Raw genomic sequence first — 23,500 nt, 5'->3', positions numbered from 1 at the left:
CTGCTTTAATGGAAGTGTGAGTTGGACAGTAGATATCCCCAAAGAAGTACTCCCTGATCTTCCACCGCTGCCGGATGGCATCCGTGAGCGGTTTGAAGATGTAATTGCTCGTCCAGCCGGTCAGCAGCCGTCGTGGGATCGCGCCCAAGCAGATAACGTACGGAAGATTCTGGAATCGGTTCCACCGATTGTGCTGCCACCTGAGGTTTATTCCTTGAAATCGCAGTTGGCCCAGGTTGCTAATGGCGAAGCCTTTTTGCTCCAAGGCGGAGACTGTGCAGAGTCTTTTGAGACCAATACTGAACCGCACATCCGCGGAAACATCAAAACCCTGCTGCAAATGGCAGTGGTCCTGACATATGGTGCGTCCACTCCGGTGGTCAAGCTTGCACGTATTGCTGGCCAGTATGCGAAACCACGTTCTGCTGATCACGACAGTAATGGGTTGCTGAATTACCGCGGCGACATCGTTAATGGTGTGGAGCCGACGGAAGAAGCCCGCCGCCATGATCCCGCCCGCATGATTCGTGCGTATGCTAACTCATCGGCCGCAATGAACTTGGTTCGGTCGTTGACCTCCTCCGGAACTGCTGATTTGCACCGGTTGAATGAGTGGAACCGGAAATTTGTTGCTACATCGTCTGCAGGCGCGCGCTACCAGGCATTGGCGAATGAGATTTCGCGTGGTCTGCGCTTCATGGACGCGTGCGGCGTTAACGACTCTGTCCTGAAAACCGCCGATATTTACTGTTCGCATGAGGCCTTGCTCGTCGATTATGAGCGTGGAATGCTGCGTTTAGGCAAAGACGAAAATGATGAGACCAAACTGTATGATCTCTCGGCGCACCAGGTTTGGATTGGTGAGCGAACCCGTGGTTTGGATGACTTCCACGTTAACTTTTGCGCCTTGATTGCCAACCCGGTCGGTATCAAAATTGGCCCGTCGATCACGCCGGAAGAAGCCGTGGCGTACGCCGACAAACTGGATCCGGATAAGGAACCAGGGCGCCTGACCTTCGTGGCGCGCATGGGACACGACAAAGTCCGCAGCGTTTTACCTGGTGTGATTAAAGCCGTGGAAGAATCAGGCCACAAAGTTGTGTGGCAGTCTGACCCGATGCACGGCAACACGTTCACGTCATCGAATGGTTATAAGACCCGACACTTCGACAAGATCATCGATGAAGTCCAGGGATTTTTCGAGGTACACCGCGCACTGGGTACTCATCCAGGTGGTATCCACATTGAGCTGACTGGCGAAGATGTTACGGAATGCCTGGGCGGTGCGGAAGATATCACGGATATTGATCTTCCTGGCCGCTACGAGTCTAAAGTGGATCCGCGGTTGAACACTCAGCAGTCTCTTGAGCTGGCCTTCTTGGTTGCGGAGATGCTGCGCAATTAATCGCACGCAGTGGCATTAACCATTAACCGTGGCAGTTATTACTCGCCGCTAGTAGGCAACTCTAGCTGGCGCTATACCGCTGCGAACACCATTTCTGCTAGAGCCAGAGCTGCGGCATATAGCCATAACCACCTGAGCCGAACCACCAGCTGGCAACGGCGACAGCGCCGGTTGCCACGGCCATTCCCAGAACCACCAGCAACAGCTTCACTGTGGAGCGGTTGCTGAGTGGTTTTTCTTTTGGCGCTGGGCTTGCTGCTGCCGGTGGAGCCGGAGGCTGCGGTTTGTCTGCAAAGGGGCCTTCCAGCCGTGTTTCGTTGTGCGCCCGCGGTGGTACTGGCGCAACCGGTGGCGCTGCGGGGCTTACCGGGCCACCGAAACCTGCAGGCCCCGTAGCTGGCGGAGTAGGTCTTCCTGGGGTATCGGCGACGGTGCCGTCGGCAAGCGTTTCCCGCGGTTGCGCGTTGTCGCTGGAGGCACTGTCGTTGGGGACGCTGTCGTTGGGGACGCCGTTTGGGGCTCGGCTAGCGGAGCTGTTTGGGATAATGCCAGCGGGTTTATCCTCGTCGTCGGCGAGAGGCAAGTGTGCCGTTGCTTCCGGCAGGGGAGATTCCGCAAATGGTGTGTGCACTGCGGCTCGGTGTGCCGCCGCGTTTTCGGGTACTGGCACGGCAACATGGGGAAGTTGCAGCTCACTGGCGACGTCGTCAAGCGCATCCAAAAATTCTCGGGCATCCCGGAAACGCTCATCCGGGTTGCGGGTGGTTGCAGAAGCCACCAAGGCGTCGAAGAGCGGTGGCACGCCGTCGATCAAATCTGACGGCGCCGGCACATCATTGTGCAGCCGGGCGAGTGCGCGCCCCAGGGAAGTCTCACCAACGAATGGCACCTGGCCGGTCAGCAGCTCAAACAGCACGATCCCCGCGGAATAGACGTCGGTCGCGGGCGTGATGCGGCCACCGTCGACCTGCTCCGGCGAAATATACGAGACCGTGCCGACGATCTGATTCGAGGTTTTTTGCGTGTTGTTCATCGCTCGCACCAAGCCGAAATCGGCAAGTTTAATGCCACCATCGGCGTCGATCAGTACGTTGTGTGGCTTGATATCGCGGTGCACTAAGCGTTTCGCGTGGGCGACAGAAAGCCCCTGTAACACGGATCGCAGCATCACGGTGGCGGTGGCGGGATCCAGCGGCCCGGTTTCTGCGAGTAACTCGCCGAGGGTGCCGCCGGTGATCAGCTCGGTGATGAGATAGACGTGTTCGCCGGCGGACGAGAAATCGTATACGCCCAGGATATTGGGGTGGCGCAGTTGTGCCATCGCGCGTGCTTCCCGGGTAAAACGGTCGCGTGAGATGGGATCATCCAGGTAGTCGCCGTCCATGACTTTCGCGGCTACTGCGCGCCCCAGGCGAAGGTCGAGGCAGCGGTATACCGTGGACATGCCGCCGCGTGCGATTGCTCGATCTATGCGGTAGCGATCTTCCAGCACCTCGCCTTGTTCCAGCCTTGTCATGGTCTCCAGTATGACTGATAAGTGGTGCGAAGTGTGTAGCAGGGCAGTGAGTTCCGCGGTCCGACTGGTTAAGCGCTGCGGCTTCGTGCAAGTAGCAGAGCACTGACGGTTGAGCGCTGGTAGTAGAGTAGTGGCGTGTTGGATAACGAAAAACAATTGAGCGAAAAAACGCTAGCTACTTTGCTTGCCGACGAGACGCTGCTGACGCTTCCGGAGGTTGCCGACAAGCTCGGTCTGCGCATCACGCGGGTGCACGACTTGTTGTCGGCCAAGCGCATCATCGCTGTGGAACTTTCGGGCAAGCGCTATGTGCCTGCGGCATTTTTTAATGACAAGGGTGCGATCAGCAAGCACGTTGCTGGCATAATCACTGTGCTCTCCGACGGTGGTTTCAGCAATGATGAGATTTTCGAGCATTTGTTTACCCCGGATGAGACTTTGCCGTCTCGCCCGATCGATGCGCTGCATGGTCATTTGGCCCGCGAGGTTATTCGCCGCGCGCAGGCGCTGGCTCTGTAATCGTCTGCATTTTGTCCGGATTGTGCTGCACCGGCGCCGCTGGGTAACTGACCCGTGCACCAAGCGGGAACACCAGCACCGTCAGCGCCCAAGCCACAGCGCCGGTTACTAGTACCCACACCAGGTTGTAGAACTGATGGTTGCCGCCAGCGGCGAAACCCAACCCTATAAACACCGAAGCGCCGGTTGCCAACTTCCACACCCACATCGGTGGGCGCGCGACCCCGACTAGCGAAATCAGTGAGGCGTAATACCAGGGCAATGTCACGGAGTTGGCCACAAAGGCAACCGAGTACGCGGCGACGATGCCTTGGACGGCTGCGCGCTGGGTTTTCCGAAATACCAGCCAGGCGATGACGAGCCCAGCAAGCATCAGCAGCGAGCCGACTGTGCGCGTTAACGTGAGCACCTGGTTGTACGTGAGCTCGATTTCGGCTAGGCCGAGCACCCCGCCGACGAGCACGTCGGTCACCAGGGTCGGCAGGGCCAGTGGGTTAACTACCTTGGAGTTTCCGGTGATTTCAGTCAGCCAACCCCACGATGACCCAGAAGCAACGGTCACGGCCGCGATCACGAGAACGGTTTCAGCCACGGCAACCACGCCGGTGACCAGTAGGCTGAGTAGCCGCCGCCACAGTGGGTCGTCTAGCGCGGTGTAGTGGCGCACCATCATCCACACCACGAATGGTAGGACGATGCCCGCGGTAGCCTTGAGTGAGACCGCAACCGCGATCAGTGCGATGCCGAGCAGGAATTTTTTCCGCAGCGCCAGCAATAGCCCTAGGGAGGCCAGTCCGACCATCACGGATTCGTTGTGCATGCCACCGATCAGGTGCAGGATCATCACAGGGTTTGCCGCAGCCATCCATAATGCGAGTTCTGCATTGCCACCCACATGGCGGGCGATCCTGGGCACGGCGTAGACAATTCCGGCAAAGCCCAGGATAGAGAGCAATTTATAAACTATAATTCCGGCTGTGACGTTGTCGCCGACGATGCTGGTGATTATCTCACCGGTCCACAAATGTAGCGGCCCATACGGGGTGGTGGTGTTGCGCCAATCGTGGGAGACTTCCAACAAATATGGTCCTGGATTAACCGCTGCACCGTCGTTGTAGGGGTCGAAGCCGTCGCGCAGCATCGCGCCTTGCATCAGATACGAATAGACATCGCGGGAGGCCAAGGGACCTGCTAATAACAGTGGGGCCACCCACACCGCAATATGCTTGCCGACGGAGGCGGTAGCCGGCTGTGTCGCCTCGGTGCGCTGCTCACCGCACGACGGCTTGCCGACGATGTGGCGTCCGAGCAATGCCCACGCGAAAACCAGTAAGAAGAGTGCTATCCAGTAGACCACGCTGGCGAGCCCACGCGCGTGGCCGAAGGTAAGAAAGCTCCATCCGAGTTCGTGGAGGATACCGCCCCGGTTGCGCACGGCTCCCGCACCAAATGATGAGGCCGTGAGCAATACGGTCGCTGCTAGCCCGAGCCACAGTGGGCGCGGAATGGGTAGTCGAACAGTCATCAGCTGTGACGCCTCGTGGCTTTGATCGCGAGTGATTCCAAATTGGCGCGCACGTCGTCGCGCAGGCTGACCGCGCGCAGCTGCGCCAAACCGGATTCACGCAGCTGGTCAATGTCGCGCTCGATTTCATCGACGGCACCCGAAGTAGTGATGATTTCCCGCATACGGTTGATGTCTGCCGGATCGGACGTGGTGCCCAACAGGCGTCGGAGATCAGCTGCGGCGTGTGGGTCACGTTCGTCGGCCCGCGACAACGTCAGTGCGATCAGTTCTGTTCGCTTGCCTTCGCGTAAATCATCCCCAGCAGGTTTGCCGGTCACCTCGGGGTCCCCGAATACGCCCAGGAGGTCGTCGCGAAGCTGGAAAGCAATCCCAATATCCCGGCCATAGCCGCGGAAAGCAGTGATGAGTTCCTCGGACCCGCCGCCGATTGCCGCGCCCAAGTGCAAGGGGCGTTCAATCGTGTACGCGGCGGTTTTGAAGCGATTAACATTGGCGGCCAGCGTGCGGGATTCGTCGGCATGAGCTTCGATGGAAATATCAAGCATTTGGCCCCCAATGACTTCTTGCCGCATATGATGCCAAGGTTGCTGCGCGCGAAGCAGTGCCTGTGGGGAGATTCCGGATTCGCGGAACATGTCATCGGCCCAGGCTAGTGCCATATCTCCCAGCAAAATCGCCACTGAGGTACCAAAATGTCCGGCGTCACCGAGCAAGCCTTGTGCGTCGTGTTCATCAGCGACCTGCCGGTGCACAGCTGGTTTACCGCGCCGGGTTTCGGAGGCATCGAGAATATCGTCGTGGATAAGCGCACAGGCCTGGATGAGTTCGAGGGAAGCCGCGGCGCGGATCACAGCATCGTGGTCTTCGCCTGCGCCGGAGCTTGCGGTTAATCCTGTCGCCTGGGCGCCGCAGAAACCCGCCCAGAGATACAGCGGGCGGATGCGTTTTCCGCCGTCCAGCACGAAGCGTTCTAGATAGTCGATCGCCTGTGTTACCGGTGCCCCGATGTGGCTGAGCTCGCGGCGTCGCGAAGCAAAAAAGTCTTCGAGTGCGCCGTGCGCGGCGTCGGGAAGTTGCTCGAGTGCTAAGAATGGCTCGTTCTGATCACGCAATTCGAATGCCACGGAAAAATCCTTGCGGGGTGGTCGGTGCCAGGGCGTCAGCGTCGTTATCTGGTTTGACTTGGCTGAGCTTGGCTGGTTTTCAATGCTTTCAGTACCTGTGAGCCTACTGGTTGGACGTATCGGCTAAGGGGAGTGGGGCAGATAAGATCGCGTAGGCGCGGGGATCACCTGGATAGTGCACGTGGCGGACGATGTCACGAAAGCCGAGTGAGCGGTATAAGCCAAATGCCCGGTTGGATTCGTCTGCGACTTCTGGTGTGGAAAGCAAAAGGTAATCGGCTGGCATATTCCAGGCCAGTCGACTTAAAAGGCGCTTGCCGACGCCATGGCCTTGCATTTGTGGCAGTACGTGCAATTCGGCGAGCTCGGCGTAACTGCTGAGTTGCGGGCGGTATTTGTTGGTGGTTCCAGCCTGTTCTAAAAACGTGCGCAGATGGTTGTCCCACCAGTAACCGCGGTAGCCCAAAAAGCCGTAGGCCACCCCAATGATCGTGTCGCCAACGACCGCAATGATGGCGCTAAACCCGGGGTGGAAGATGTCACGCCGCCAGGCTTTAATCCGGTTGCTTGCGACGTGTGGCGAATACTCCATTGCGGCAAGGTAAATGCTGACTAATTCGGGTGCTAGCAGGGAAAATTCCTGTGGCGATAGGCGGCGGTATTCGATCTTCATGGGGTTGGCGATATTCTTTCGAACAGATTTGCGTATCCGGCAGGGTGGGTGTGAGCGGCCGGGCATAGTCTCAATTTCACACGATGTAGCAGCGACACGATATAGCAACGACGTAGCAGCGAAATATAGAGCGAGGTTGAACACTATGCCACAAGTTATTTCTGCAACCACTAAATTTAACCACACTGCCAGCTTGCGCCGGGGTGGAATGCAGCCACGTACGCGCCGTTCTGGAGCCACTATTTCTCGTGCTGGGGCAGGCAGTGCTCGAGTGGACTCTGCAGCGCTAACCCGGCACCGCAAGCTGGTAGCAAGCGCGGAAATGCTGATGGGTAAGGCGCGTGCCTACCTCCGCGATGGTGATGCTAGCCAGGCACTGGAATTCGCTTACTGGGCTGGCCTCCGTTTGGCTGGTGCGCGGGTTGCAGTTTCTCCGGTGGGGAAACGCCGTCGGAAGCCGACAAGCGCATGGGAGCAGCTAGCGCTGGTTGATGCCGCAGGGAAGCAGTGGGTCCACCGGTTTCAGCCGTATTCCAGGGTGTGCCGGGATATTGGGCTTGGCCTGGGCGCAGAAATCTCGGAGCTGCAGGTGATGTCATTATTGAAATTAGTGGATGAATTTCTCGTTGAGGTTGCTGCGCAGACGCTGGTGGAACGTACTGCGGCTTAATATGGCGCCAACTGTGATGCTCGGCGCGATCTGGTGTGATGAGGTCTCGCAAAAAAGTAGAAATTACGGGAACAATAGCGATAGTCTGGGCGTTAACTAGAGAGAAAAGCTAGTGAGAAGTGTCCATGCGCGCCGACGGCAAGCCGTATGGGATGCCTATTGCCCCACCAGGAGGAACCACCGTGTCGCTGTCTGAGCAAGAGCAGCAAGCACTCCGTGAGATTGAGGAGTCGCTGCTTGCTGAGGACCCCAAGTTTGGCTCTTCAGTTTCCGAAGATGATTCGCCCTTCACTGGTTTTGGTGAGGGCGGGGGACTCACACTCCGTGGCGTCGCGCTAGCAGTAGTCGGTCTGGTTGCTGTCATCGGTGGCGCCGCCGCCGCGCAGTTTAGCCTTTGGTATATCGCCATTAGCATCGTCGGGTTTTTGGTGATGTTCGGTGCTGGTGTATGGATGTTGCGTGGTAATGGGAACTCCAACAGTCAGCTTTCCGCGGCTTCGCTGTCGAATTCTTCCTCGGGCTCTTCGCGCGGGAAGTCGAAGGCTGCTAAATCTGTGCGCAATAACAACGCCGCTAATGGTAAGCGCACTTTGGGCGACAAAATGGAGGAGCGCTTCCGCTCTCGCTTTGACGAGAATTAAGCGTTTTCTAGCGTTACGCGGGCTTAACCCCATGGTGATCTGCACGGTTATCGTGGGGTTTTCTCGTGCCTAACTGTTTTCGCTATGTGCTGCGGCCATGCCCCCCACTTTGCCCCACCACGTGGGTGCTGCACCCATAATCTCCACTTTGCCCCACCATTCCCACTTCGCCCCACGGTGCTGGTCTGCTGGCTGCGTTGCTGGACCGGGCAGCAGTGACTCAGGCCGTAGCCGCAGCTAGAACCCCTGGCAGAGCCCTCAGAGTTAAATCCCTTAGGCTTGTTGTGTTCCGCGTTGCGGCTGCCTAAACCCCGAAACAATGGTGGTGTTTTAGCGGTGGTCCACAGCGCATCTGAGGAATTTTCCCCCACCCAATTTAATGCCAGCTACCTGCATGAATAGGCCCATACTGGCGGTGTTGCGCGTGTTGCCGACGTGTTTGGGGTTGATTGTGGGGCAAAGTGGGGTACAGTGGGCTTAGCCGACACGACCAATCTTGTAAACGCGCAGATATGTCAGACATGGACGCGTGAATCTGTATGCACGAACAAGGAAGTGACGGTCAGAGAAAACCCGTGTACCGGAGGAGTTGAGTGACAGGAGGTTACCGAGAATGTTTCTCGGCACATACACTCCCAAGCTCGACGACAAAGGGCGGCTGACACTACCGGCGAAATTCCGAGACGAACTCGCCGGTGGGCTTATGGTAACGAAGGGGCAGGACCACTCTTTGGCGGTCTATCCCCGGGAAGAGTTCGCTGCTCGCGCACGCAAAGCGGCAACGGTCTCACGTACCAACCCGGAGGCACGCGCGTTCATTCGTAACTTGGCAGCAAGCGCGGATGAACAACGTCCGGACGGCAATGGTCGTATTACCTTGTCAGCGGCGCACCGCGAGTATGCAAACCTGTCCAAGGAATGCGTGGTCGTAGGTTCTGTGGATTTTCTCGAGATCTGGGATAAAGAGTCCTGGGCCGCATACCAAGAACAGACCGAAGCTGCGTATTCCGCAGCCGACGCTGACGAAGTGCTGGCTGGCCTTCTCTAAGGCAGCGCACGGAGTGTGTATAAGGACTCTGTTTGAGGCGGATGCCTCTGGTGTACTTCCCCGACATCAGAAACCTGCCTCGAACAGAGCCCTGTATGCACCCCATCATCACGACGTTTATCGCGCGAGGGGAGGACAGTCGCCATGGCACACCCAACTGATGCAGCTAATTCCGCGGAAGCGAGTTCGGCGCAGCCGGTACAGGACCACGGTCACGTCCCAGTGATGCGTGAGCGGATGGCGGAATTGCTGGCCCCTGCTATCGAAGCTTCGGGTGGCACCGGAATTCTTGTCGACGGCACCTTGGGTGCAGGCGGGCACACGGAATTTTTTCTCGAGCAGTTTCCCCAGTTGCGCGTGATCGGTCTTGACCGTGATGCGAATGCTTTACGCTCGGCCACGCAACGTTTGCAGCCGTACCTGGATCGCGTGTGCGCGGTACAGTGCCGTTTTGATGAATTTGGCGACAAGCTAGCCGCAGTCACAACGGATGCTTCGGAAGCTGCCGCAGCGGATGCGAGTTATGCGGGTAATCCTGAATTTCTTGTCGACGCCGCCCAGCAGGGAATCACTGGGGCGTTGTTTGATCTCGGTGTGTCGTCGATGCAACTAGACCAGCTGGAGCGTGGTTTCGCTTATAAGGCAGATGCGCCGCTGGATATGCGTATGGATGCTTCGGCGCCGACGACTGCGGCGGATATCCTCAATACGTATTCGCATGGTGCTCTCGCACGTATCTTGAAAACGTATGGCGATGAGAAATTTGCTGGCAAGATCGCCTCTGCGGTGCTGCGTGAGCGGGACAAGGAACCGTTTACGACCTCCCAGCGTCTTGTAGAGCTGCTGTATGCCACCATCCCGGCACCGGCACGTCGTAGTGGGGGTCATCCTGCAAAGCGTACGTTTCAAGCGCTGCGCATTGAAGTGAACCAGGAGCTGGCGGCCATCGAAAACGCGCTGCCAATGATTACCGGCTTGCTGCGGGATGGCGGCCGAGCGGTGTTCATGAGTTATCAGTCCTTGGAAGACCGCCTAGTCAAATCGCATTTCCGTGATATTTCGCAGTCGAAAACCCCAGCAGGGCTACCAATGGACTTACCGGGCACAGCCGCGAAATTCCGTGTGGTTACTCGCGGGGCGGAACAAGCTAGCCAGCAAGAAATCGAGGATAATCCACGCGCAGCGTCGGTGCGGGTGCGCGCTGTCGAAAAATTGCCGGAGCACAACCCACAGCAAGATCAACAAGCCGCATCCGCGGTGGACTCGGAAGGTCGTGTCTAGAGATGTATACCAATACTGATGAACGCCAGCGCAGCGCCGCGGATCGTTCCTCTAGCAATGGCACGGCGACGCTGCCGCGCCGGGCAGAATATACCCGAGCCAACCGGCAGGCTGGTGTCCGTGCTCGCAGCGGCCAGGCAGCTGCTGGGGCAGTCGGTTATGCTGAGCCGTCACGCCCATCGCGCAGCGGTGGACGGCAGAATTCGCCGCAACCTGGCAAGGGCCCGCACCGGTTGGGTTCGCAACAGGTTGTTAGCGTACGCGGCCGTAGGGTAAATCCGATCAAGCGCGTGACGACGCGCGCCCGCTTGTCTATTGTCGCTATCGCCATGATGGTCGGTGGCATCGTTTTCGCGATTTGGCTGTCAGGTATTGCTACGCAGCAGACTTTCCGTGTGCAGGTGTTGACTGCGCAAGAAAGCCAGCTGAACAACGAACTAGAAACGCTGCATCGTGATCTGGAAAACGTGCGTTCCGCGGCAGAGATCGCGGGGCATGCGGTTGACGAGGGCCTGGAGATTCCGGAGTCGCCAGGTATCCTGCGTCGGGAAGAAAATGGCGACATTGTGGAAGATCGCCCGGCTTCGGCAGAGACTCGTCCTATTATTGATGTCAACGGTGAGCCTGTTCGTCCGGGACAAGCTTCGAGTGATCCAGACGGCATTGGTGAGTTGCGTGAGCGACTGGAGTCAATTCCGGAAGGCCGTCGTGGCATTCCGTATCCGCAGGCTGGTGCCCCGCAAGCTCCAGAAGGAGCTGCCGCGGAAGTGGAAGGCAACCAGCAACCAGCCCCGAACGAATCTGGTGCTGGCGACCCAGATGCGGCTCGCTCAGGTGGAGAAAACCCAGAAAACCACGACAATCAAGCTCCATTACAGGCGCCGTACCAGCCCAATTTCCGCTAATTAGGAAGGTGACATTTCCACCGTGACATCTTCTGCGCAGCGTGGCCCTCATAGTCCGAATGGTTCGGCACGCCCAGGTTCTTCGCGCACGCCGCAACCAGCGCAGCGCATGCTGATGCATAAGCGCTTGCGGTTGATCGCGGCATTATTACTTGTTTTTGCTGTGGTATTGGCTGGGCGCCTTGCCTGGGTGCAGGTGGTCTGGGGGCCAGATTTATCGGCGCGCGCTGAAGACCAGCGTGCAAGGATTTATGTTGACCCGGCTCGACGCGGCGCAGTGCTGGATCGGGAAGGCAAGCAGATTGCCTACACCATGCAGGCGCGCTCGCTGACTGTTTCGCCAACCACGCTGCGCAAAGAGCTGCGGGAACAGGCGCAATTAGAATCTGATGAGCGTCTTGACGACAAGCAAAAGGATGAGTACGTCCGCACAACGCTGCGCGAAATGTCTCGAGAGATTCCGAAGATTATCGAAGAAGCCTCCGATGATGAGCAGGATCTCAAGTCGAAAGACCTGCTGGATAAGCTCAACGCGGACACCCAGTATGAGGTGCTCGTGCGCAATGTGGACCCGGATGTTGCCGCCGAAATTTCCGAGCGATTCCATGGTGTAGCAGCAGATCACCAGGATATTCGGCAATATCCTAACGGCGCGATCGGCGAAAACGTTGTTGGGCGGGTCTCGATGGATGGCACCGGCCAGTTTGGTTTGGAGGCCTCACGTGATTCGAAGCTGTCCGGCATTAACGGCCGATCGACAGAAGATGTCTCCACCAATGGACAGGTCATTCCCGGTACCTTGCGTGACGAGACCCCGGCTGTCGATGGCAAAGATATTGAGTTGACGCTGGATTTGGATCTGCAAACGTATGTGCAGCAACAGTTGGAGCAGGCCAAGCGTAATTCTTTGGCGGAATCAGCCGAAGCTGTCGTGCTTGATGCCACAACGGGTGAAGTATTGGCGATGGCGAATACCGATACCATTGACCCGAATGGTGATATCGGAAAGCAATTAGAAGAAGGCAAGCACTTCGATAACCGATCGATTTCTTTCCCTTATGAGCCAGGGTCCGTCGCAAAGATCATTACGGCAGCCGCTGCGATTGAAGAGGGTTTGACCACCCCAGATGAGGTACACACGGTACCGGGCAGCATCCAGGTTGCGGATGTCACGGTCAATGACGCTTGGCCGCATGGTCCGTTGCCGTATACGACGGCCGGTATCTTCGGTAAATCGTCCAACGTCGGCACGCTGCAGCTTGCAGAAAGGCTCGGCCAGGATAAGTTCGACGAATACCTGAATAGGTTCGGGATCGGTGAAACCACAGGCATCGAGTTGCCTAATGAGTCCTCGGGGCTGCGGCCGCCGCGCTCACAATGGTCGGGTTCGACGTTTGCGAACCTTCCGATTGGGCAGGGCATGTCGTGGACCACGTTGCAGATGGCATCTGTTTTCCAAACGCTGGCTAATGGTGGCGAACGGGTTGAACCGCGCATCATCAAATCCGATCGTGACGACAAGAACGCCAGCGATAAGGACAATGGCGACGATGGCGCTGGTAGCGCAGGAAATGCGGCCGACGGCAACGGCGGAAATGACGGCAACGGTGCGAACGACAAAAAGTCTGACGCTTCGACCAGCGACGATAAACCAGAAAAGACGCGCGTAGTCAGCAAAGAAACCGCAGAGGCCGTGGTCGATATGTTCCGCGCTACGGTGCAGGCAGATCCGGCGGGCGTCAACAACGGCACCGCGCCGGATGCCAATATTGAGGGCTACAACATCAGCGCCAAGACGGGAACCGCGCAGAAGGTCGACCCGAACACCGGGGCCTATTCCAATTCCGCTTATTGGATCACGTTCGCAGGAATTGCGCCCGTGGACGATCCACGTTTCGTCGTTGCGATCATGTTGGATGAGCCAGAACGCGGCGTCCTCGAAGGTGGGGGCGGCGGAGCTAGTGCCGGACCGCTGTTCCACCAGATCGCCTCGTGGTTGCTGGATCGGGACAACGTTCCGCCATCGCCAGCTGCACCAGATTTGACGCTGCAAGCACCGTAAAGTGGTGGCTGAACCGATATAAAGCAGCGATTTACGCAAAAACCCTAGAATCCACCGGCCCAGCATTCGATACCGGCCTAGTTTTCGAAAAGGAGCACGCCCCCGATGAGTACATCTTTGGACGCACTGCTAGAAAAGTTCGGCGGAAAGCTTGCCGGTGATACCAGCACCGCGCACACCATCACCGGGATCAGTCTGGACTCGAAGGCTGTGAAATCCGGTGAGCTGTTTGCTGCCTTGCCGGGCAACCGGGTCCACGGTGCGGAATTTGCCGAAGGCACTGCGGCTGCAGCAATTCTCACGGATGCTGCCGGTGCTGGGATACTGGCGAATCGGGGTGAGGATCGTCCGGTCTGGGTCGTGGACGACCTGCGTGGTGTGCTGGGCTTTATTGCCGCCGAGATTTATGGGCAGCCATCGCAGAAGATGCAGGTCATCGGCATTACCGGAACTTCCGGAAAAACCACGACGAGCTATATTCTGGAATCCGGATTGCGCGCTACCGGCGCGAAGGTCGGCATCATCGGCACTACGGGTACGCGTATCAATGGCGTCAAGGTTCCTACCAGCCTGACTACTCCGGAAGCACCGAAACTGCAGGAGCTTTTCGCGATGATGGTGGCCCAGGGTGTTACCCACGTCGTTATGGAAGTCTCTTCGCACGCGCTTGAGTTGGGGCGCGTGAATGGTACCCAGTTCGCGGTTGCCGGGTTTAGTAATTTATCGCAGGATCACCTGGATTTTCACCCGACGATGCAGGATTATTTCCAGGCCAAGGCCCGGTTGTTCCGCGGAGAGTTGGCAGCGCACAAAGCTGCGATCGTGGTTGATGAGCAGTGGGGGCGCGATATGGCCGTTATTGCTGCCGACAGTGCTCAGGAATGCTGGCGCGTGCAGACGAATCTCAGCAGCAGGGATACAGCCGATGCAGTGCACCCGAATGCCGAGGTTATCGTGGACTCAGCGGAACTGGCAGCCAGCGGTAACCAACAGGTGCAGCTGCGAATCGCTGGTGAAAAAATAGCATTTAATCTGCCGCTTCCGGGAAGCTTCAACGTGGCTAATGCCGCGTTGGCGTGCGCGATGGCCCGGCTTGCCGACGCCGACCTTGCCGCGTTTGTGCGCGGGGTAGAAGCCGTCGCGGTTCCGGGCCGGATGGAATCGCTGGCCGAAGGCCAGGATTTTGTCGCGGTAGTCGATTATGCGCATAAACCGGGCGCGTTGGAAGCTGTGTTGGCGACGTTGCGTGGGCAGGTCAGTGGCCGCGTGGGCGTTGTGGTCGGCTGCGGTGGTGATCGGGATTCCTCGAAACGCCCGGTCATGGGGCGTATTGCTGCGCAGCACGCCGATTATGTTGTGGTCACGGATGATAATCCGCGTACCGAAGATCCCGCACCGATCCGTGCAGCCGTTATGCAGGGCGCGCGTGAAGCGCTGCACGCAGCTGGCAGGACGGGTGTGGCTGTGGGTTCGGCAGACGAAGCTGTGCACTTAGTAGAAGAAGGCGATCGAGCCAAGGCTATTCAGCTTGTGGTCGATTGGGCACGGGCTGGAGATGCCATCGTCGTGGCGGGCAAAGGCCACGAGACTGGCCAAATCGTGGGTGATACCGTGCACGAATTTGACGATCGCACTGTGCTTGCCCAGGCTCTGGCCGGAAAAGAGACGAAATAATGATTCCGTTTACCATCGCGCAGATTGCCGCTATTGTTGGCGGGCGGCTCGATAACGTTCCTGATCCGGATGTGCGGGTCACTGGTTCGGTGGAATTTGACTCCCGCAAAGTTAGCCCAGGTGGGTTGTTTTTGGCTTTGCCGGGCGCCAAGGTTGACGGTCACGATTTCGCGCACAAAGCCCACGAGGCTGGGGCTGTGGTGACGCTGGCGGCCCGCCCGGTGGGCACCCCGGCGATCATCGTGCCCACGCTGCCGCAGCGCCAAGAAACTGTATCGCACGATGCGGCCGGTTCACAGGCCTATGTCTTCGCCCATGATGAGGACGGCTCGGTACGTGCGTTGTTGGCCGCGCTTGCCGCGCTTGCTCGCGCAGTGGTGACCGAATTGACCGAGCATGGTGCACTCACGGTGGTGGGGGTGACTGGTTCTGCCGGTAAGACATCCATGAAAGACATGCTTGCGGCGATCTTGTCGACGGCTGGCCCGACGATCGCCCCGCCGGGTTCTTTTAACAACGAGATTGGCCACCCGTACACCGCGCTGCGCTGTACGGCGGATACAGAATTTCTCGTCGCCGAACTATCCGCACGCGGTATTGGGCATATCGCCCAGCTGGCAGAGATTGCTCCGCCGCGAATCGGTGCCGTGCTTAACGTGGGTAGCGCGCATTTGGGGGAGTTTGGTTCCAAGGACACGATTGCGCAAGCTAAAGGCGAGTTGATTGAAGCTGTGCCGGCAGCGAGCGCGGGCGGTGTTGCGGTGCTAAATGCCGATGATCCGGTGGTCGCGGGCATGGCGCCGAGAACCCCGGGCAAGGTGGTGACTTTTTCTGCCGAAGGCGTAACCACCGCGGATTACTATGCCAGTGATGTCACGCTCGATGAGCTTGCACGCCCGTCTTTTGACTTGTACACTCCGAATGGAAAATCCGTTCCGGTGCGTCTGCAGGTTATGGGAGCCCACCAAATCAGCAACGCGCTCGCGGCTGCGGCAGTCGCGGCAGAAGCCGGTGTGTCGCTGGAAAACATCGCCGTCGCGCTGGGTGATTACACTGCGGTATCGGCGCACCGAATGGATGTGCGCCAGCGTGCCGATAACGTCACCGTCATCAACGATGCGTACAACGCGAATCCAGAATCGATGCGGGCAGGGCTTGCGGCGTTGGCATCTGCCGCGCCTGCGCCGGTGCAGGCGATTGCGGTGCTCGGCGAAATGAGCGAGTTGGGTGCTGATGCAGCTGCTGTGCACGAGGAATTAGGCGCGCAATTAGGTCAGTTTGGCGTCGACACGCTGGTAGCCGTCGGCAAGACCGAAAACATCAACGCGTTGGTAGCCGGTGCACGGCAAGCGGAGATTAGCACCCGCCATGTTGCAGATGTGAATGGTGCGACGCGTACAGTGGAAGAGATCCTTCGTTCGGCACAGCAGCGCGCAGTGGTTTTGGTGAAAGCCTCACACGCGTGGAGCCTGTGGCGGGTTGCCGAGCAGCTGCTAGGCACACCAGCCTAACTGCAAAAACCAGGCTTCGATCAGAAGCAGCGTAGACAAGAAGCATTGAGCAAAGCATAAGGAACAGTAACCAGTGACTCAGATTATTCTCTCCGGCGTTATCAGCTTCCTGGTCGCGATATTCACGACTCCGGTGCTGATCCGGTACTTCACTAACGTGGGCCGGGGCCAAGAGATCCGCGAAGACGGTCCCCGTTCGCACATGCGTAAGCGCGGCACCCCAACCATGGGTGGAATCGCGATCGTGCTGGGCATTACGGTGGCTTACGTCCTGGTCAATATCTATGGCTTGCTGACGAATGCGGGCTCATTTACCGCCTCGGGTTTGTTAGTGCTCGGCCTGGTTCTCGGGCTGGCAGCGCTGGGCTTTGCCGATGATTCAATCAAACTCTTTAAGTCCCGCAACCTGGGGCTGAATAAGACAGGCAAACTCGTTGGCCAGTTGGTGTTGGCCATCGCTTTCGCGATTTTGGTGCTGCAGTTTCCTAATGATCAAGGGCTCACGTCGGGATCGACGAACTTGTCGTTTATCCGTGATATCGACACCTTTGATATCGCTGCTGGTGGCGCGATTATCGGCACCGTCATCTTCGTCATCTTCATGTATATTCTGATCTCCGCATGGTCGAACGCCGTCAACTTCACCGACGGGCTCGATGGTTTGGCTGCTGGATCCACCGCGCTGGTTATGGGGGGCTACACGCTAATTACCTTCTGGCAGTTCCGGAATTCGTGTTCCCATGCCGTTGATGCTGCGTGTTATCAGGTGCGGGACCCGCTGGATATCGCCATTTTGGCTTCTGCGGGTCTCGGCGCCAGCTTGGGCTTTTTGTGGTGGAATGCTGCACCAGCGAAAATTTTCATGGGCGATACTGGGTCGTTGGCACTCGGTGGTCTTGTCGCTGGTATCTCCGTGACGACGCGCACTGAGCTGCTGATGATCGTTATCGGTTCCATCTTCGTTATCGAGGCGGCTTCGGTGGTTATTCAGATCGCTGTCTACCGCACCAGCGGCAAACGCTTTTTCCGGATGGCGCCGATCCACCATCACTTCGAAAATGGTGGTTGGGCCGAAACCGCGGTGGTCATCCGCTTCTGGTTGCTCTCTGCTATGGCAGTGATCTTCGGTACGTCGCTGTTTTATGGCGAATGGCTGCTACTCACCGGATAATGCTCACCGGATAATGCTGACCTGCTCATTCTGCCCGGATAATACTGATAGGTGGTAACGCTTGTGGATATGCAACTTGACCGCGTGCTCGTAGCCGGAGCCGGTGTGTCCGGGGCAGGGTGTGCGAAAGCCTTGGTGGATCTCGGCGTGGACGTGATCATTGCCGATAACAACCTGGCGGCGGCAACGCAGCTTGCCGACGAATTGGCGGGTCGGCCTACCCACGCCGGTACCGAAGAAGCCCGGGAGAATTCGACACCCCGGGTGACTGCCGTGGCGGCCAGCGAGGTCGATTTTGCATCCGGTGCCGAGTTTGCTGCGCTCGACCTCGTGGTCACCAGCCCCGGCTGGCCACCGCATGCGCCGTTACTCGTTGCTGCGCAGAATACAGGATTGGAAGTCATTGGTGATGTCGAACTGGGCTATCGCCTGGATCGCGCCGGAGTATATGGCCCGAAACGCGATTGGCTGGTTATCACCGGAACCAACGGCAAAACCACCACGACGGGCATGCTGGCATCCATCTTGGATGCGCATGGGGAACGCGTCGGCAAGCGGTCCTTGGCCACAGGCAATATCGGCGCTTCGGTGTTTGCAGCGCTGGCGGCTACACCACGGGTGGATATTCTGGTGTTGGAGGCGTCGAGTTTCCAGCTGCACTGGGCGCCGAGCCTCACCCCGGATGTCGGGGTGCTGCTGAATATTGCCGACGATCATATTGATTGGCACGGTAGCTTCGCTGCTTATGCCGCGGATAAAGCCGCGGTCTTGCGTGCGCCGAAGCGTGTGGTGGGTATTGACGATGCCGAAGCCAAGCTGGTTGTCAGCGAGCAGGGCCTGAGTTCGCGGGAGTTTACGCAATATGCTCCGCGGCCCGGGCAGGTCGGTGTGGTCAATGGCGCCCTGGTTGTGGGCGGCGATGCAGACCTCGAAACCAGAGAACTCGCGCGCACCGAGGGATTACAACCACCGGGCGCGGCTGGGATATTGGATGCTGGGGCAGCAGCAGCCGCTGCTTATGACTACGGCGTGCACCCTAGCGATATTGCAGCAGGGCTGGCACGCTACCGCGTCGCGGCGCACCGCGGGGCAGTGGTCGCGAGCATCGATGGCGTGGACTATATCGACAATTCTAAGGCCACCAATCCGCATGCCGCGCAGGCGGCCATGGCGGGGCTTGCTTCCATAGTCTGGGTGGCAGGCGGCCAGCTGAAAGGCGCAAGCGTTGCGGAGCTGGTGCGTGCGGAAGCACACCGCATCAAAGCCGCGGTGCTGGTCGGCGTCGACAAGCATCGTATTGCCGAAACACTGCGGGAGCAGGCACCGGAGATCCCGGTAGAAATTATCGATTCTGTAGAACCGCGCGAATGCATGCAGCGTGCGGTTGCTGCAGCGCACAGGTTGGCAAGCGCAGGCGATACGGTGTTGTTGGCGCCGGCGGCGGCGTCTCTCGATATGTTTTCTGGCATGGCCCAGCGTGGCGATCTGTTCGCTAGGGCCACATCCGACTACTCTGGTTAACCATGGCCACACAAACCCCGCAACGACGCCGACGTACCTTGCGTAACTGGAAGCTGGTTATGCCCAAGCATCCTGGCTTGGATTACTTGATGCTGCGCATCGCCATTTTTGTGTTAGTCGGCATCGGTGTCGTCATGGCGTTTTCGGCGACCATGACCTGGTCGGTCATCGAAGGTAATACCGTGTGGGCGCAAGCTTTCCGGCAAACCTTCTATGTTGTGTTGGGATTAGTGGCGTTTTGGTTGGCGCTGCGTACTCCGTTTAGTACCGTCAAGCGGCTTACCCCGTGGTTTCTTGCCTTCGCGGGTATTTTGACCATGTTGGTTTTCGTCCCCGGTATCGGTGTGGGGCGTAACGAGGTTGGTTCGCAATCGTGGATTGTCCTGGGGCCGATTCGCCTGCAGCCTTCGGAGATTGCTCGCATCGCGGTTGCCATGTTTGGTGCATTGAGCCTGGCCAACAAACGCCCGCCGCGCACTCTGAGCGAAGTGCGGCTGAATAATCCGTTCGTTATCTATATTTTGATTTCGATGGTGTTTTTTGGCGCGATGATCGCCGAAGGCAACCTTGGTGTGGCGATGACTTTCGCTGTGGTTGTTGGATTCACCCTGTTCTTTGCGGGCATCAACTGGCGCGTGATCGCGCTGGCGGTCACTGGCGCTTTCGTTGGATTGATCTTTGTGTTCTTGGGCGGCGGCTACCGCGGGGAACGCTTTACGACGTTTTTCGGTGCGTTTACCGGCAACTTCACCGACACCCGGGGCTCGGCATTCCAGAGCTACCAGGGCTTTCTGTCCCTGGCGGACGGGTCGCTGACGGGAGTCGGCATTGGCCAATCGCGCGCGAAGTGGTTCTACTTGCCAGAGGCAAAAAATGACTTCGTGTTCGCCATCATCGGCGAAGAGCTTGGCTTATTCGGCGGTGTGCTGGTCATCCTGATGTTCGTGATCTTGGGAATTTTTGGTTTGCGTACCGCCATGCGCGCGCAAAATCAATTCCAGTCGCTACTGGCGGCTACCTTGACCGCTACGGTGGCATCACAGGCGTTTTATAATATCTCTTATGTGATCGGCTTGATGCCGATGACCGGTGTGCAGCTGCCCCTGATTTCGTCCGGCGGTACCTCCACCGTGGTCACGCTCGGCGCGATGGGCTTATTGGCGTCGGTGGCCCGGCATGAACCAGAGGCAGTGTCGTACATGCAAAGCTACGGCCGCCCACTGTTCGACCGGGTGCTGATGATTCCTGAGCCTACGGTCGCCGTTGCTTCCGCCCGCGCGGCAGCCGGTGGCCAGCGCTCCCGGGAGCGTAGTGGTCGGCGGCAGCCGGCACGGCGCCCGCAACAGACGCGGCCGGAGCAGCGGCGAGCGGACCAGCGCTTCGGCACCGCGGTGACATCCCGGTCGCGTACGGCCTCCAGCGCCAGCGCGCGTAGCGCACACAATCATTCGCACTCGCACCCGAACCAGAAAGGCCAACCAGGAACATGGCGTCAACGACCGATTCGGCACTGACCGTTGTCCTCGCGGGAGGTGGCACGGCCGGACATATTGAGCCAGCCTTGGCTGTCGGTGAGGTGCTGCGCAACCGTTACGGCGCAAAGGTTCTGGCGGTGGGTACTTCCCGCGGGCTGGAAAGCGATATTGTTCCGGCCCGTGGCTTTCCTTTAGAACTGATTACCCCAGTGCCAGTGCCGCGACGTATCAATGCGGATTTGTTCGCGTTGCCGTTTAAGGTGCTGCGTTCGATCCGGCAGGCACGAAAGATTCTCAAGAAAAACCGCGCCGATGCCGTGTTTGGCACTGGCGGGTATGTGTCTGCTTCGGCGTATTTGGCGGCAAAATCCTTGGGTATCCCGTTTTATGTGTTGGAGACTAACGCGTTGGCTGGGATGGCGAACAAAATGGGTGTGCGCTTGGGTGGTACCGGCTTTAACGCTATCGAAGGATCCGGCATGAAAGGCGATATTGTCGGGATCCCAGTGCGCCCGCAGTTGGCAGGCGGGGACCCCAGTGGAGAGAAAGCTGCCCGTGCCCGGGAGTTGTTTAGTCTCGTGACAGATCGCCCGACCATCTTGGTGACGGGTGGTTCGCAAGGGGCAGCGTCAATCAACGCTGCGGTGGCTGGCAGCATCGACCGGCTTGTCGACGCCGGGTATCAGGTACTGCATGCGTATGGAAAGAAAAACGAGCCGCCGCGTGAACATGCGCATTATGTGTCATTGCCGTATATCGAGGACATGGCGGCAGCTTTGGCGGTCGCGGATCTGGTGGTCTGCCGTTCCGGTGCGATGACCGTTGCCGAGGTTTCTGCCTCCGGGTTGCCTGCGATTTATGTTCCTCTGCCACATGGTAATGGTGAGCAGGGGCTCAATTGTGAGGCTGTCGTTGCCGAGGGCGCTGCGCGCAAAATCGATGATGCGGAATTCTCGCCGGATGTGATGCATGACGCCGTGACCTCGATTCTCGGCGATGACGCAACCTACCGGCAGATGCGTACTGCGGCTGCCGCGAGCGAACAAGGAGACGCTGCGTGGCGGCTGGCTGAGCGCATCATCTTCGATCGTTCAGTCAATCCTTCCCGGCATGCGCCTGCTGAGGACCCGGAGGAAGAATCCGCGCCCGCGAACGATACTAAAAATGCGCGGTAATAAGAATGCGCAAAAATAACTGCGCCCGGCGATAAGAACACCTGATTCTACTAACTAGGAGAGCACTCGTGTCAGACATGCATGCAGAGTTGAATACGAACCCCGACACGGTCGATCTGTCGCGGGTGCATTTAGTCGGGATCGGCGGCGCAGGAATGTCGGGTGTAGCCCGGATCTTGCTCTCGCGGGAAGCCACGGTGTCTGGTTCGGATATGAAAGATTCCCGCCCGGTGCGCGCGCTGCGTTCGATGGGGGCGGAGATTGCCATCGGACACCACGCTGAAAATTTGGAGTTGTCGGGGAGCTTGCCGACGGTTGTGGTGACGTCGTTTGCGGCAATCCCGAAAGATAATCCGGAATTGCGTGCTGCGGCTGAGCATGGCATCCCGGTGATCCGTCGCTCGGATCTGTTGGCGGAGCTCATGGATGGTTCTACCCAGGTGTTGATCGCTGGGACGCACGGGAAAACGTCGACGACGTCGATGGCGGTTACCGCATTGCAGGGCGCGGGTGTGGATCCATCTTTTGCTATTGGTGGCCAGTTGAACCGTGCTGGTACCAATGCGCATCACGGCACCGGGGATATCTTCGTTGCAGAAGCAGATGAGTCGGACGCATCGCTTTTGCGTTACCGTCCGTCGATCGCGGTGGTGACCAATATCGAGCCGGACCATTTAGATTACTTCGGCACTGCGGACAATTACTTCCAGGTGTTCCGTGATTTCGCTGAGCTTATTGCCGACGACGGTGTGCTGGTGGCATGCCTGGATGACGCCCACACTGCGGATCTTGCGGTAGCGTGCGCGCAGCGCGGTATTACGGTGTTGGGCTATGGCACTGCTTCGCAGACCCGCTCGCCGGAGGTCGACAGGCTCCTGGTGGCTGAGGTGACTGCAACGGAAGTGTTGGCAGCTGGTACGCGCGTGTGGCTGCAATTGCGGGTGCCGCGTGGAGTGGGAAGCACCGAAGAGTCTGCGATGTCGTTGGATTATCTAGTGCAGATCCCGGGCTACCACATGGTGTTGAATTCGGTGGCCGCGGTTTTGGCGGGCACTGCCGCTGGTGTCGATCCCGAGAAATTGGCCGAGGGGGTAGCTAGTTTCGCCGGGGTGCGTCGGCGTTTTGAATATCACGGCGCGGTCGACGGCGGCCGATTCGACGGGGTGAAGGTCTACGACGATTATGCCCACCACCCCACGGAAGTCATGGCGGTGCTGACGGCAGCGCGTGAACAGGTGTTGGCAGAAGCCCAAGGCGGCAAAGTGATCGCTTGTTTCCAACCGCATCTGTATTCGCGGACCAGAGAGTTTTATCAGGAGTTTGCCCAGGCGCTTTCGCTTGCCGACGCCTGCGTGGTCTTGGATATTTTCGGTGCCCGAGAAACCCCGGTGGAGGGGTTGACCTCCCGCATTATCACCAACGCGATGGAGGAGTCTGTCACCGTACGTTATGAGCCTGACATGTCGGCGGTTCCAGAAACGGTGGCTTCGCTTGCCGGCCCGCATGATCTGGTGTTGACGATGGGTGCGGGGTCGGTCACGGTTGTAGCACCTGAGATTTTGCAGCATCTGCGAGAGAATACGGAACAGGCCGGTAGCTAG

General features: G+C 58.5%; 19 protein-coding genes. 15 read left to right on the top strand and 4 right to left on the bottom strand.

What is annotated here, in order from left to right; translation table 11 throughout:
* Positions 1 to 16: 16 nt before the first annotated feature.
* Positions 17 to 1,405: a class II 3-deoxy-7-phosphoheptulonate synthase gene (locus ACP8MI_RS07395; RefSeq protein WP_018120486.1), complete on the top strand. Its 1,389-nt coding sequence runs from the start codon at positions 17 to 19 to the stop codon at positions 1,403 to 1,405.
* A 97-nt stretch (positions 1,406 to 1,502) separates the two neighbouring features.
* Here ACP8MI_RS07395 and ACP8MI_RS07390 read toward each other — a convergent pair whose 3' ends face one another.
* Positions 1,503 to 2,921, bottom strand: coding sequence for a protein kinase domain-containing protein (locus tag ACP8MI_RS07390; protein WP_337891689.1), 1,419 nt, complete (start codon positions 2,919 to 2,921; stop codon positions 1,503 to 1,505).
* 135 nt (positions 2,922 to 3,056) lie between these two features.
* Between ACP8MI_RS07390 and ACP8MI_RS07385 the strand changes: the two genes are divergently transcribed.
* The gene (locus ACP8MI_RS07385; protein WP_018120488.1) at positions 3,057 to 3,440 is read left to right on the top strand and encodes an Rv2175c family DNA-binding protein; all 384 of its coding nucleotides are present in this window, start codon (positions 3,057 to 3,059) and stop codon (positions 3,438 to 3,440) included.
* Here ACP8MI_RS07385 and ACP8MI_RS07380 read toward each other — a convergent pair.
* From ACP8MI_RS07380 to ACP8MI_RS07370, 3 genes are all read right to left on the bottom strand, one after another.
* Positions 3,409 to 4,965: an alpha-(1->6)-mannopyranosyltransferase A gene (locus tag ACP8MI_RS07380; protein WP_049168602.1), complete on the bottom strand. Its 1,557-nt coding sequence runs from the start codon at positions 4,963 to 4,965 to the stop codon at positions 3,409 to 3,411. The genes ACP8MI_RS07385 and ACP8MI_RS07380 overlap by 32 nt on opposite strands.
* Positions 4,965 to 6,092, bottom strand: coding sequence for a polyprenyl synthetase family protein (locus ACP8MI_RS07375; protein ID WP_284590037.1), 1,128 nt, complete (start codon positions 6,090 to 6,092; stop codon positions 4,965 to 4,967). The genes ACP8MI_RS07380 and ACP8MI_RS07375 overlap by 1 nt, the downstream gene beginning before the upstream one ends.
* A 103-nt stretch (positions 6,093 to 6,195) precedes the next feature.
* Positions 6,196 to 6,765 carry a GNAT family N-acetyltransferase gene (locus ACP8MI_RS07370; RefSeq protein ID WP_018120491.1) on the bottom strand — a complete coding sequence of 190 codons (570 nt, stop codon included), beginning with the start codon at positions 6,763 to 6,765 and terminating at the stop codon, positions 6,196 to 6,198.
* Between the two features lie 145 nt (positions 6,766 to 6,910).
* Here ACP8MI_RS07370 and ACP8MI_RS07365 point away from each other — a divergent pair, with 145 nt between their 5' ends.
* From ACP8MI_RS07365 to murC, 13 genes are all read left to right on the top strand, one after another.
* Positions 6,911 to 7,435, top strand: a complete 525-nt coding sequence (locus tag ACP8MI_RS07365) for an SAV_6107 family HEPN domain-containing protein (RefSeq protein WP_018120492.1) — start codon at positions 6,911 to 6,913, stop codon at positions 7,433 to 7,435.
* A gap of 182 nt (positions 7,436 to 7,617) precedes the next feature.
* Complete coding sequence (locus ACP8MI_RS07360) at positions 7,618 to 8,076, top strand: DUF3040 domain-containing protein (RefSeq protein WP_026167861.1); 459 nt, start codon at positions 7,618 to 7,620, stop codon at positions 8,074 to 8,076.
* A 613-nt stretch (positions 8,077 to 8,689) separates the two neighbouring features.
* Positions 8,690 to 9,124 carry a division/cell wall cluster transcriptional repressor MraZ gene (gene mraZ / locus ACP8MI_RS07355; RefSeq protein WP_018120494.1) on the top strand — a complete coding sequence of 145 codons (435 nt, stop codon included), beginning with the start codon at positions 8,690 to 8,692 and terminating at the stop codon, positions 9,122 to 9,124.
* A 144-nt stretch (positions 9,125 to 9,268) separates the two neighbouring features.
* A complete protein-coding gene (rsmH, locus tag ACP8MI_RS07350) occupies positions 9,269 to 10,405 on the top strand; it encodes a 16S rRNA (cytosine(1402)-N(4))-methyltransferase RsmH (protein WP_284590036.1) in 1,137 nt (378 codons plus the stop codon).
* Between the two features lie 2 nt (positions 10,406 to 10,407).
* The gene (ftsL, locus tag ACP8MI_RS07345; protein ID WP_239212154.1) at positions 10,408 to 11,310 is read left to right on the top strand and encodes a cell division protein FtsL; all 903 of its coding nucleotides are present in this window, start codon (positions 10,408 to 10,410) and stop codon (positions 11,308 to 11,310) included.
* Positions 11,311 to 11,425: 115 nt separating this feature from the next.
* Entirely contained in the window at positions 11,426 to 13,372 is a 1,947-nt protein-coding gene (locus ACP8MI_RS07340; RefSeq protein ID WP_239212166.1) for a peptidoglycan D,D-transpeptidase FtsI family protein, read from the top strand.
* Between the two features lie 105 nt (positions 13,373 to 13,477).
* Positions 13,478 to 15,046 carry a UDP-N-acetylmuramoyl-L-alanyl-D-glutamate--2,6-diaminopimelate ligase gene (locus ACP8MI_RS07335; protein WP_337891690.1) on the top strand — a complete coding sequence of 523 codons (1,569 nt, stop codon included), beginning with the start codon at positions 13,478 to 13,480 and terminating at the stop codon, positions 15,044 to 15,046.
* A complete protein-coding gene (locus ACP8MI_RS07330; RefSeq protein WP_337891691.1) occupies positions 15,046 to 16,557 on the top strand; it encodes a UDP-N-acetylmuramoyl-tripeptide--D-alanyl-D-alanine ligase in 1,512 nt (503 codons plus the stop codon). Before ACP8MI_RS07335 ends, ACP8MI_RS07330 begins: the two co-directional genes overlap by 1 nt.
* A gap of 73 nt (positions 16,558 to 16,630) precedes the next feature.
* The gene (gene mraY, locus ACP8MI_RS07325; RefSeq protein WP_284590034.1) at positions 16,631 to 17,728 is read left to right on the top strand and encodes a phospho-N-acetylmuramoyl-pentapeptide-transferase; all 1,098 of its coding nucleotides are present in this window, start codon (positions 16,631 to 16,633) and stop codon (positions 17,726 to 17,728) included.
* Positions 17,729 to 17,797: 69 nt separating this feature from the next.
* The gene (gene murD / locus ACP8MI_RS07320) at positions 17,798 to 19,249 is read left to right on the top strand and encodes a UDP-N-acetylmuramoyl-L-alanine--D-glutamate ligase (RefSeq protein WP_249606549.1); all 1,452 of its coding nucleotides are present in this window, start codon (positions 17,798 to 17,800) and stop codon (positions 19,247 to 19,249) included.
* Between the two features lie 2 nt (positions 19,250 to 19,251).
* The gene (locus ACP8MI_RS07315; protein WP_239658391.1) at positions 19,252 to 20,763 is read left to right on the top strand and encodes an FtsW/RodA/SpoVE family cell cycle protein; all 1,512 of its coding nucleotides are present in this window, start codon (positions 19,252 to 19,254) and stop codon (positions 20,761 to 20,763) included.
* Positions 20,736 to 21,899: an undecaprenyldiphospho-muramoylpentapeptide beta-N-acetylglucosaminyltransferase gene (gene murG, locus ACP8MI_RS07310; protein ID WP_284590033.1), complete on the top strand. Its 1,164-nt coding sequence runs from the start codon at positions 20,736 to 20,738 to the stop codon at positions 21,897 to 21,899. The genes ACP8MI_RS07315 and murG overlap by 28 nt, the downstream gene beginning before the upstream one ends.
* Positions 21,900 to 21,988: 89 nt before the next feature.
* Positions 21,989 to 23,500: a UDP-N-acetylmuramate--L-alanine ligase gene (murC, locus tag ACP8MI_RS07305; RefSeq protein ID WP_174232069.1), complete on the top strand. Its 1,512-nt coding sequence runs from the start codon at positions 21,989 to 21,991 to the stop codon at positions 23,498 to 23,500.

This window comes from Corynebacterium sp. LaCa_70 (assembly GCF_058182015.1).
This window is presented reverse-complemented; position numbering and strand designations above follow the sequence as displayed.

Bases quoted from the DNA above. Each gene is read 5' to 3' on its own strand.
- ACP8MI_RS07390 (WP_337891689.1), bottom strand. From the start codon at position 2,921: ATGACAAGGCTGGAACAAGGCGAGGTGCTGGAAGATCGCTACCGCATA.
- ACP8MI_RS07380 (WP_049168602.1), bottom strand. From the start codon at position 4,965: ATGACTGTTCGACTACCCATTCCGCGCCCACTGTGGCTCGGGCTAGCA.
- ACP8MI_RS07370 (WP_018120491.1), bottom strand. From the start codon at position 6,765: ATGAAGATCGAATACCGCCGCCTATCGCCACAGGAATTTTCCCTGCTA.
- ACP8MI_RS07365 (WP_018120492.1), top strand. From the start codon at position 6,911: ATGCCACAAGTTATTTCTGCAACCACTAAATTTAACCACACTGCCAGC.
- mraZ (WP_018120494.1), top strand. From the start codon at position 8,690: ATGTTTCTCGGCACATACACTCCCAAGCTCGACGACAAAGGGCGGCTG.
- rsmH (WP_284590036.1), top strand. From the start codon at position 9,269: ATGGCACACCCAACTGATGCAGCTAATTCCGCGGAAGCGAGTTCGGCG.
- ftsL (WP_239212154.1), top strand. From the start codon at position 10,408: ATGTATACCAATACTGATGAACGCCAGCGCAGCGCCGCGGATCGTTCC.
- ACP8MI_RS07340 (WP_239212166.1), top strand. From the start codon at position 11,426: ATGCATAAGCGCTTGCGGTTGATCGCGGCATTATTACTTGTTTTTGCT.
- ACP8MI_RS07335 (WP_337891690.1), top strand. From the start codon at position 13,478: ATGAGTACATCTTTGGACGCACTGCTAGAAAAGTTCGGCGGAAAGCTT.
- ACP8MI_RS07330 (WP_337891691.1), top strand. From the start codon at position 15,046: ATGATTCCGTTTACCATCGCGCAGATTGCCGCTATTGTTGGCGGGCGG.
- murD (WP_249606549.1), top strand. From the start codon at position 17,798: ATGCAACTTGACCGCGTGCTCGTAGCCGGAGCCGGTGTGTCCGGGGCA.
- ACP8MI_RS07315 (WP_239658391.1), top strand. From the start codon at position 19,252: ATGGCCACACAAACCCCGCAACGACGCCGACGTACCTTGCGTAACTGG.
- murG (WP_284590033.1), top strand. From the start codon at position 20,736: ATGGCGTCAACGACCGATTCGGCACTGACCGTTGTCCTCGCGGGAGGT.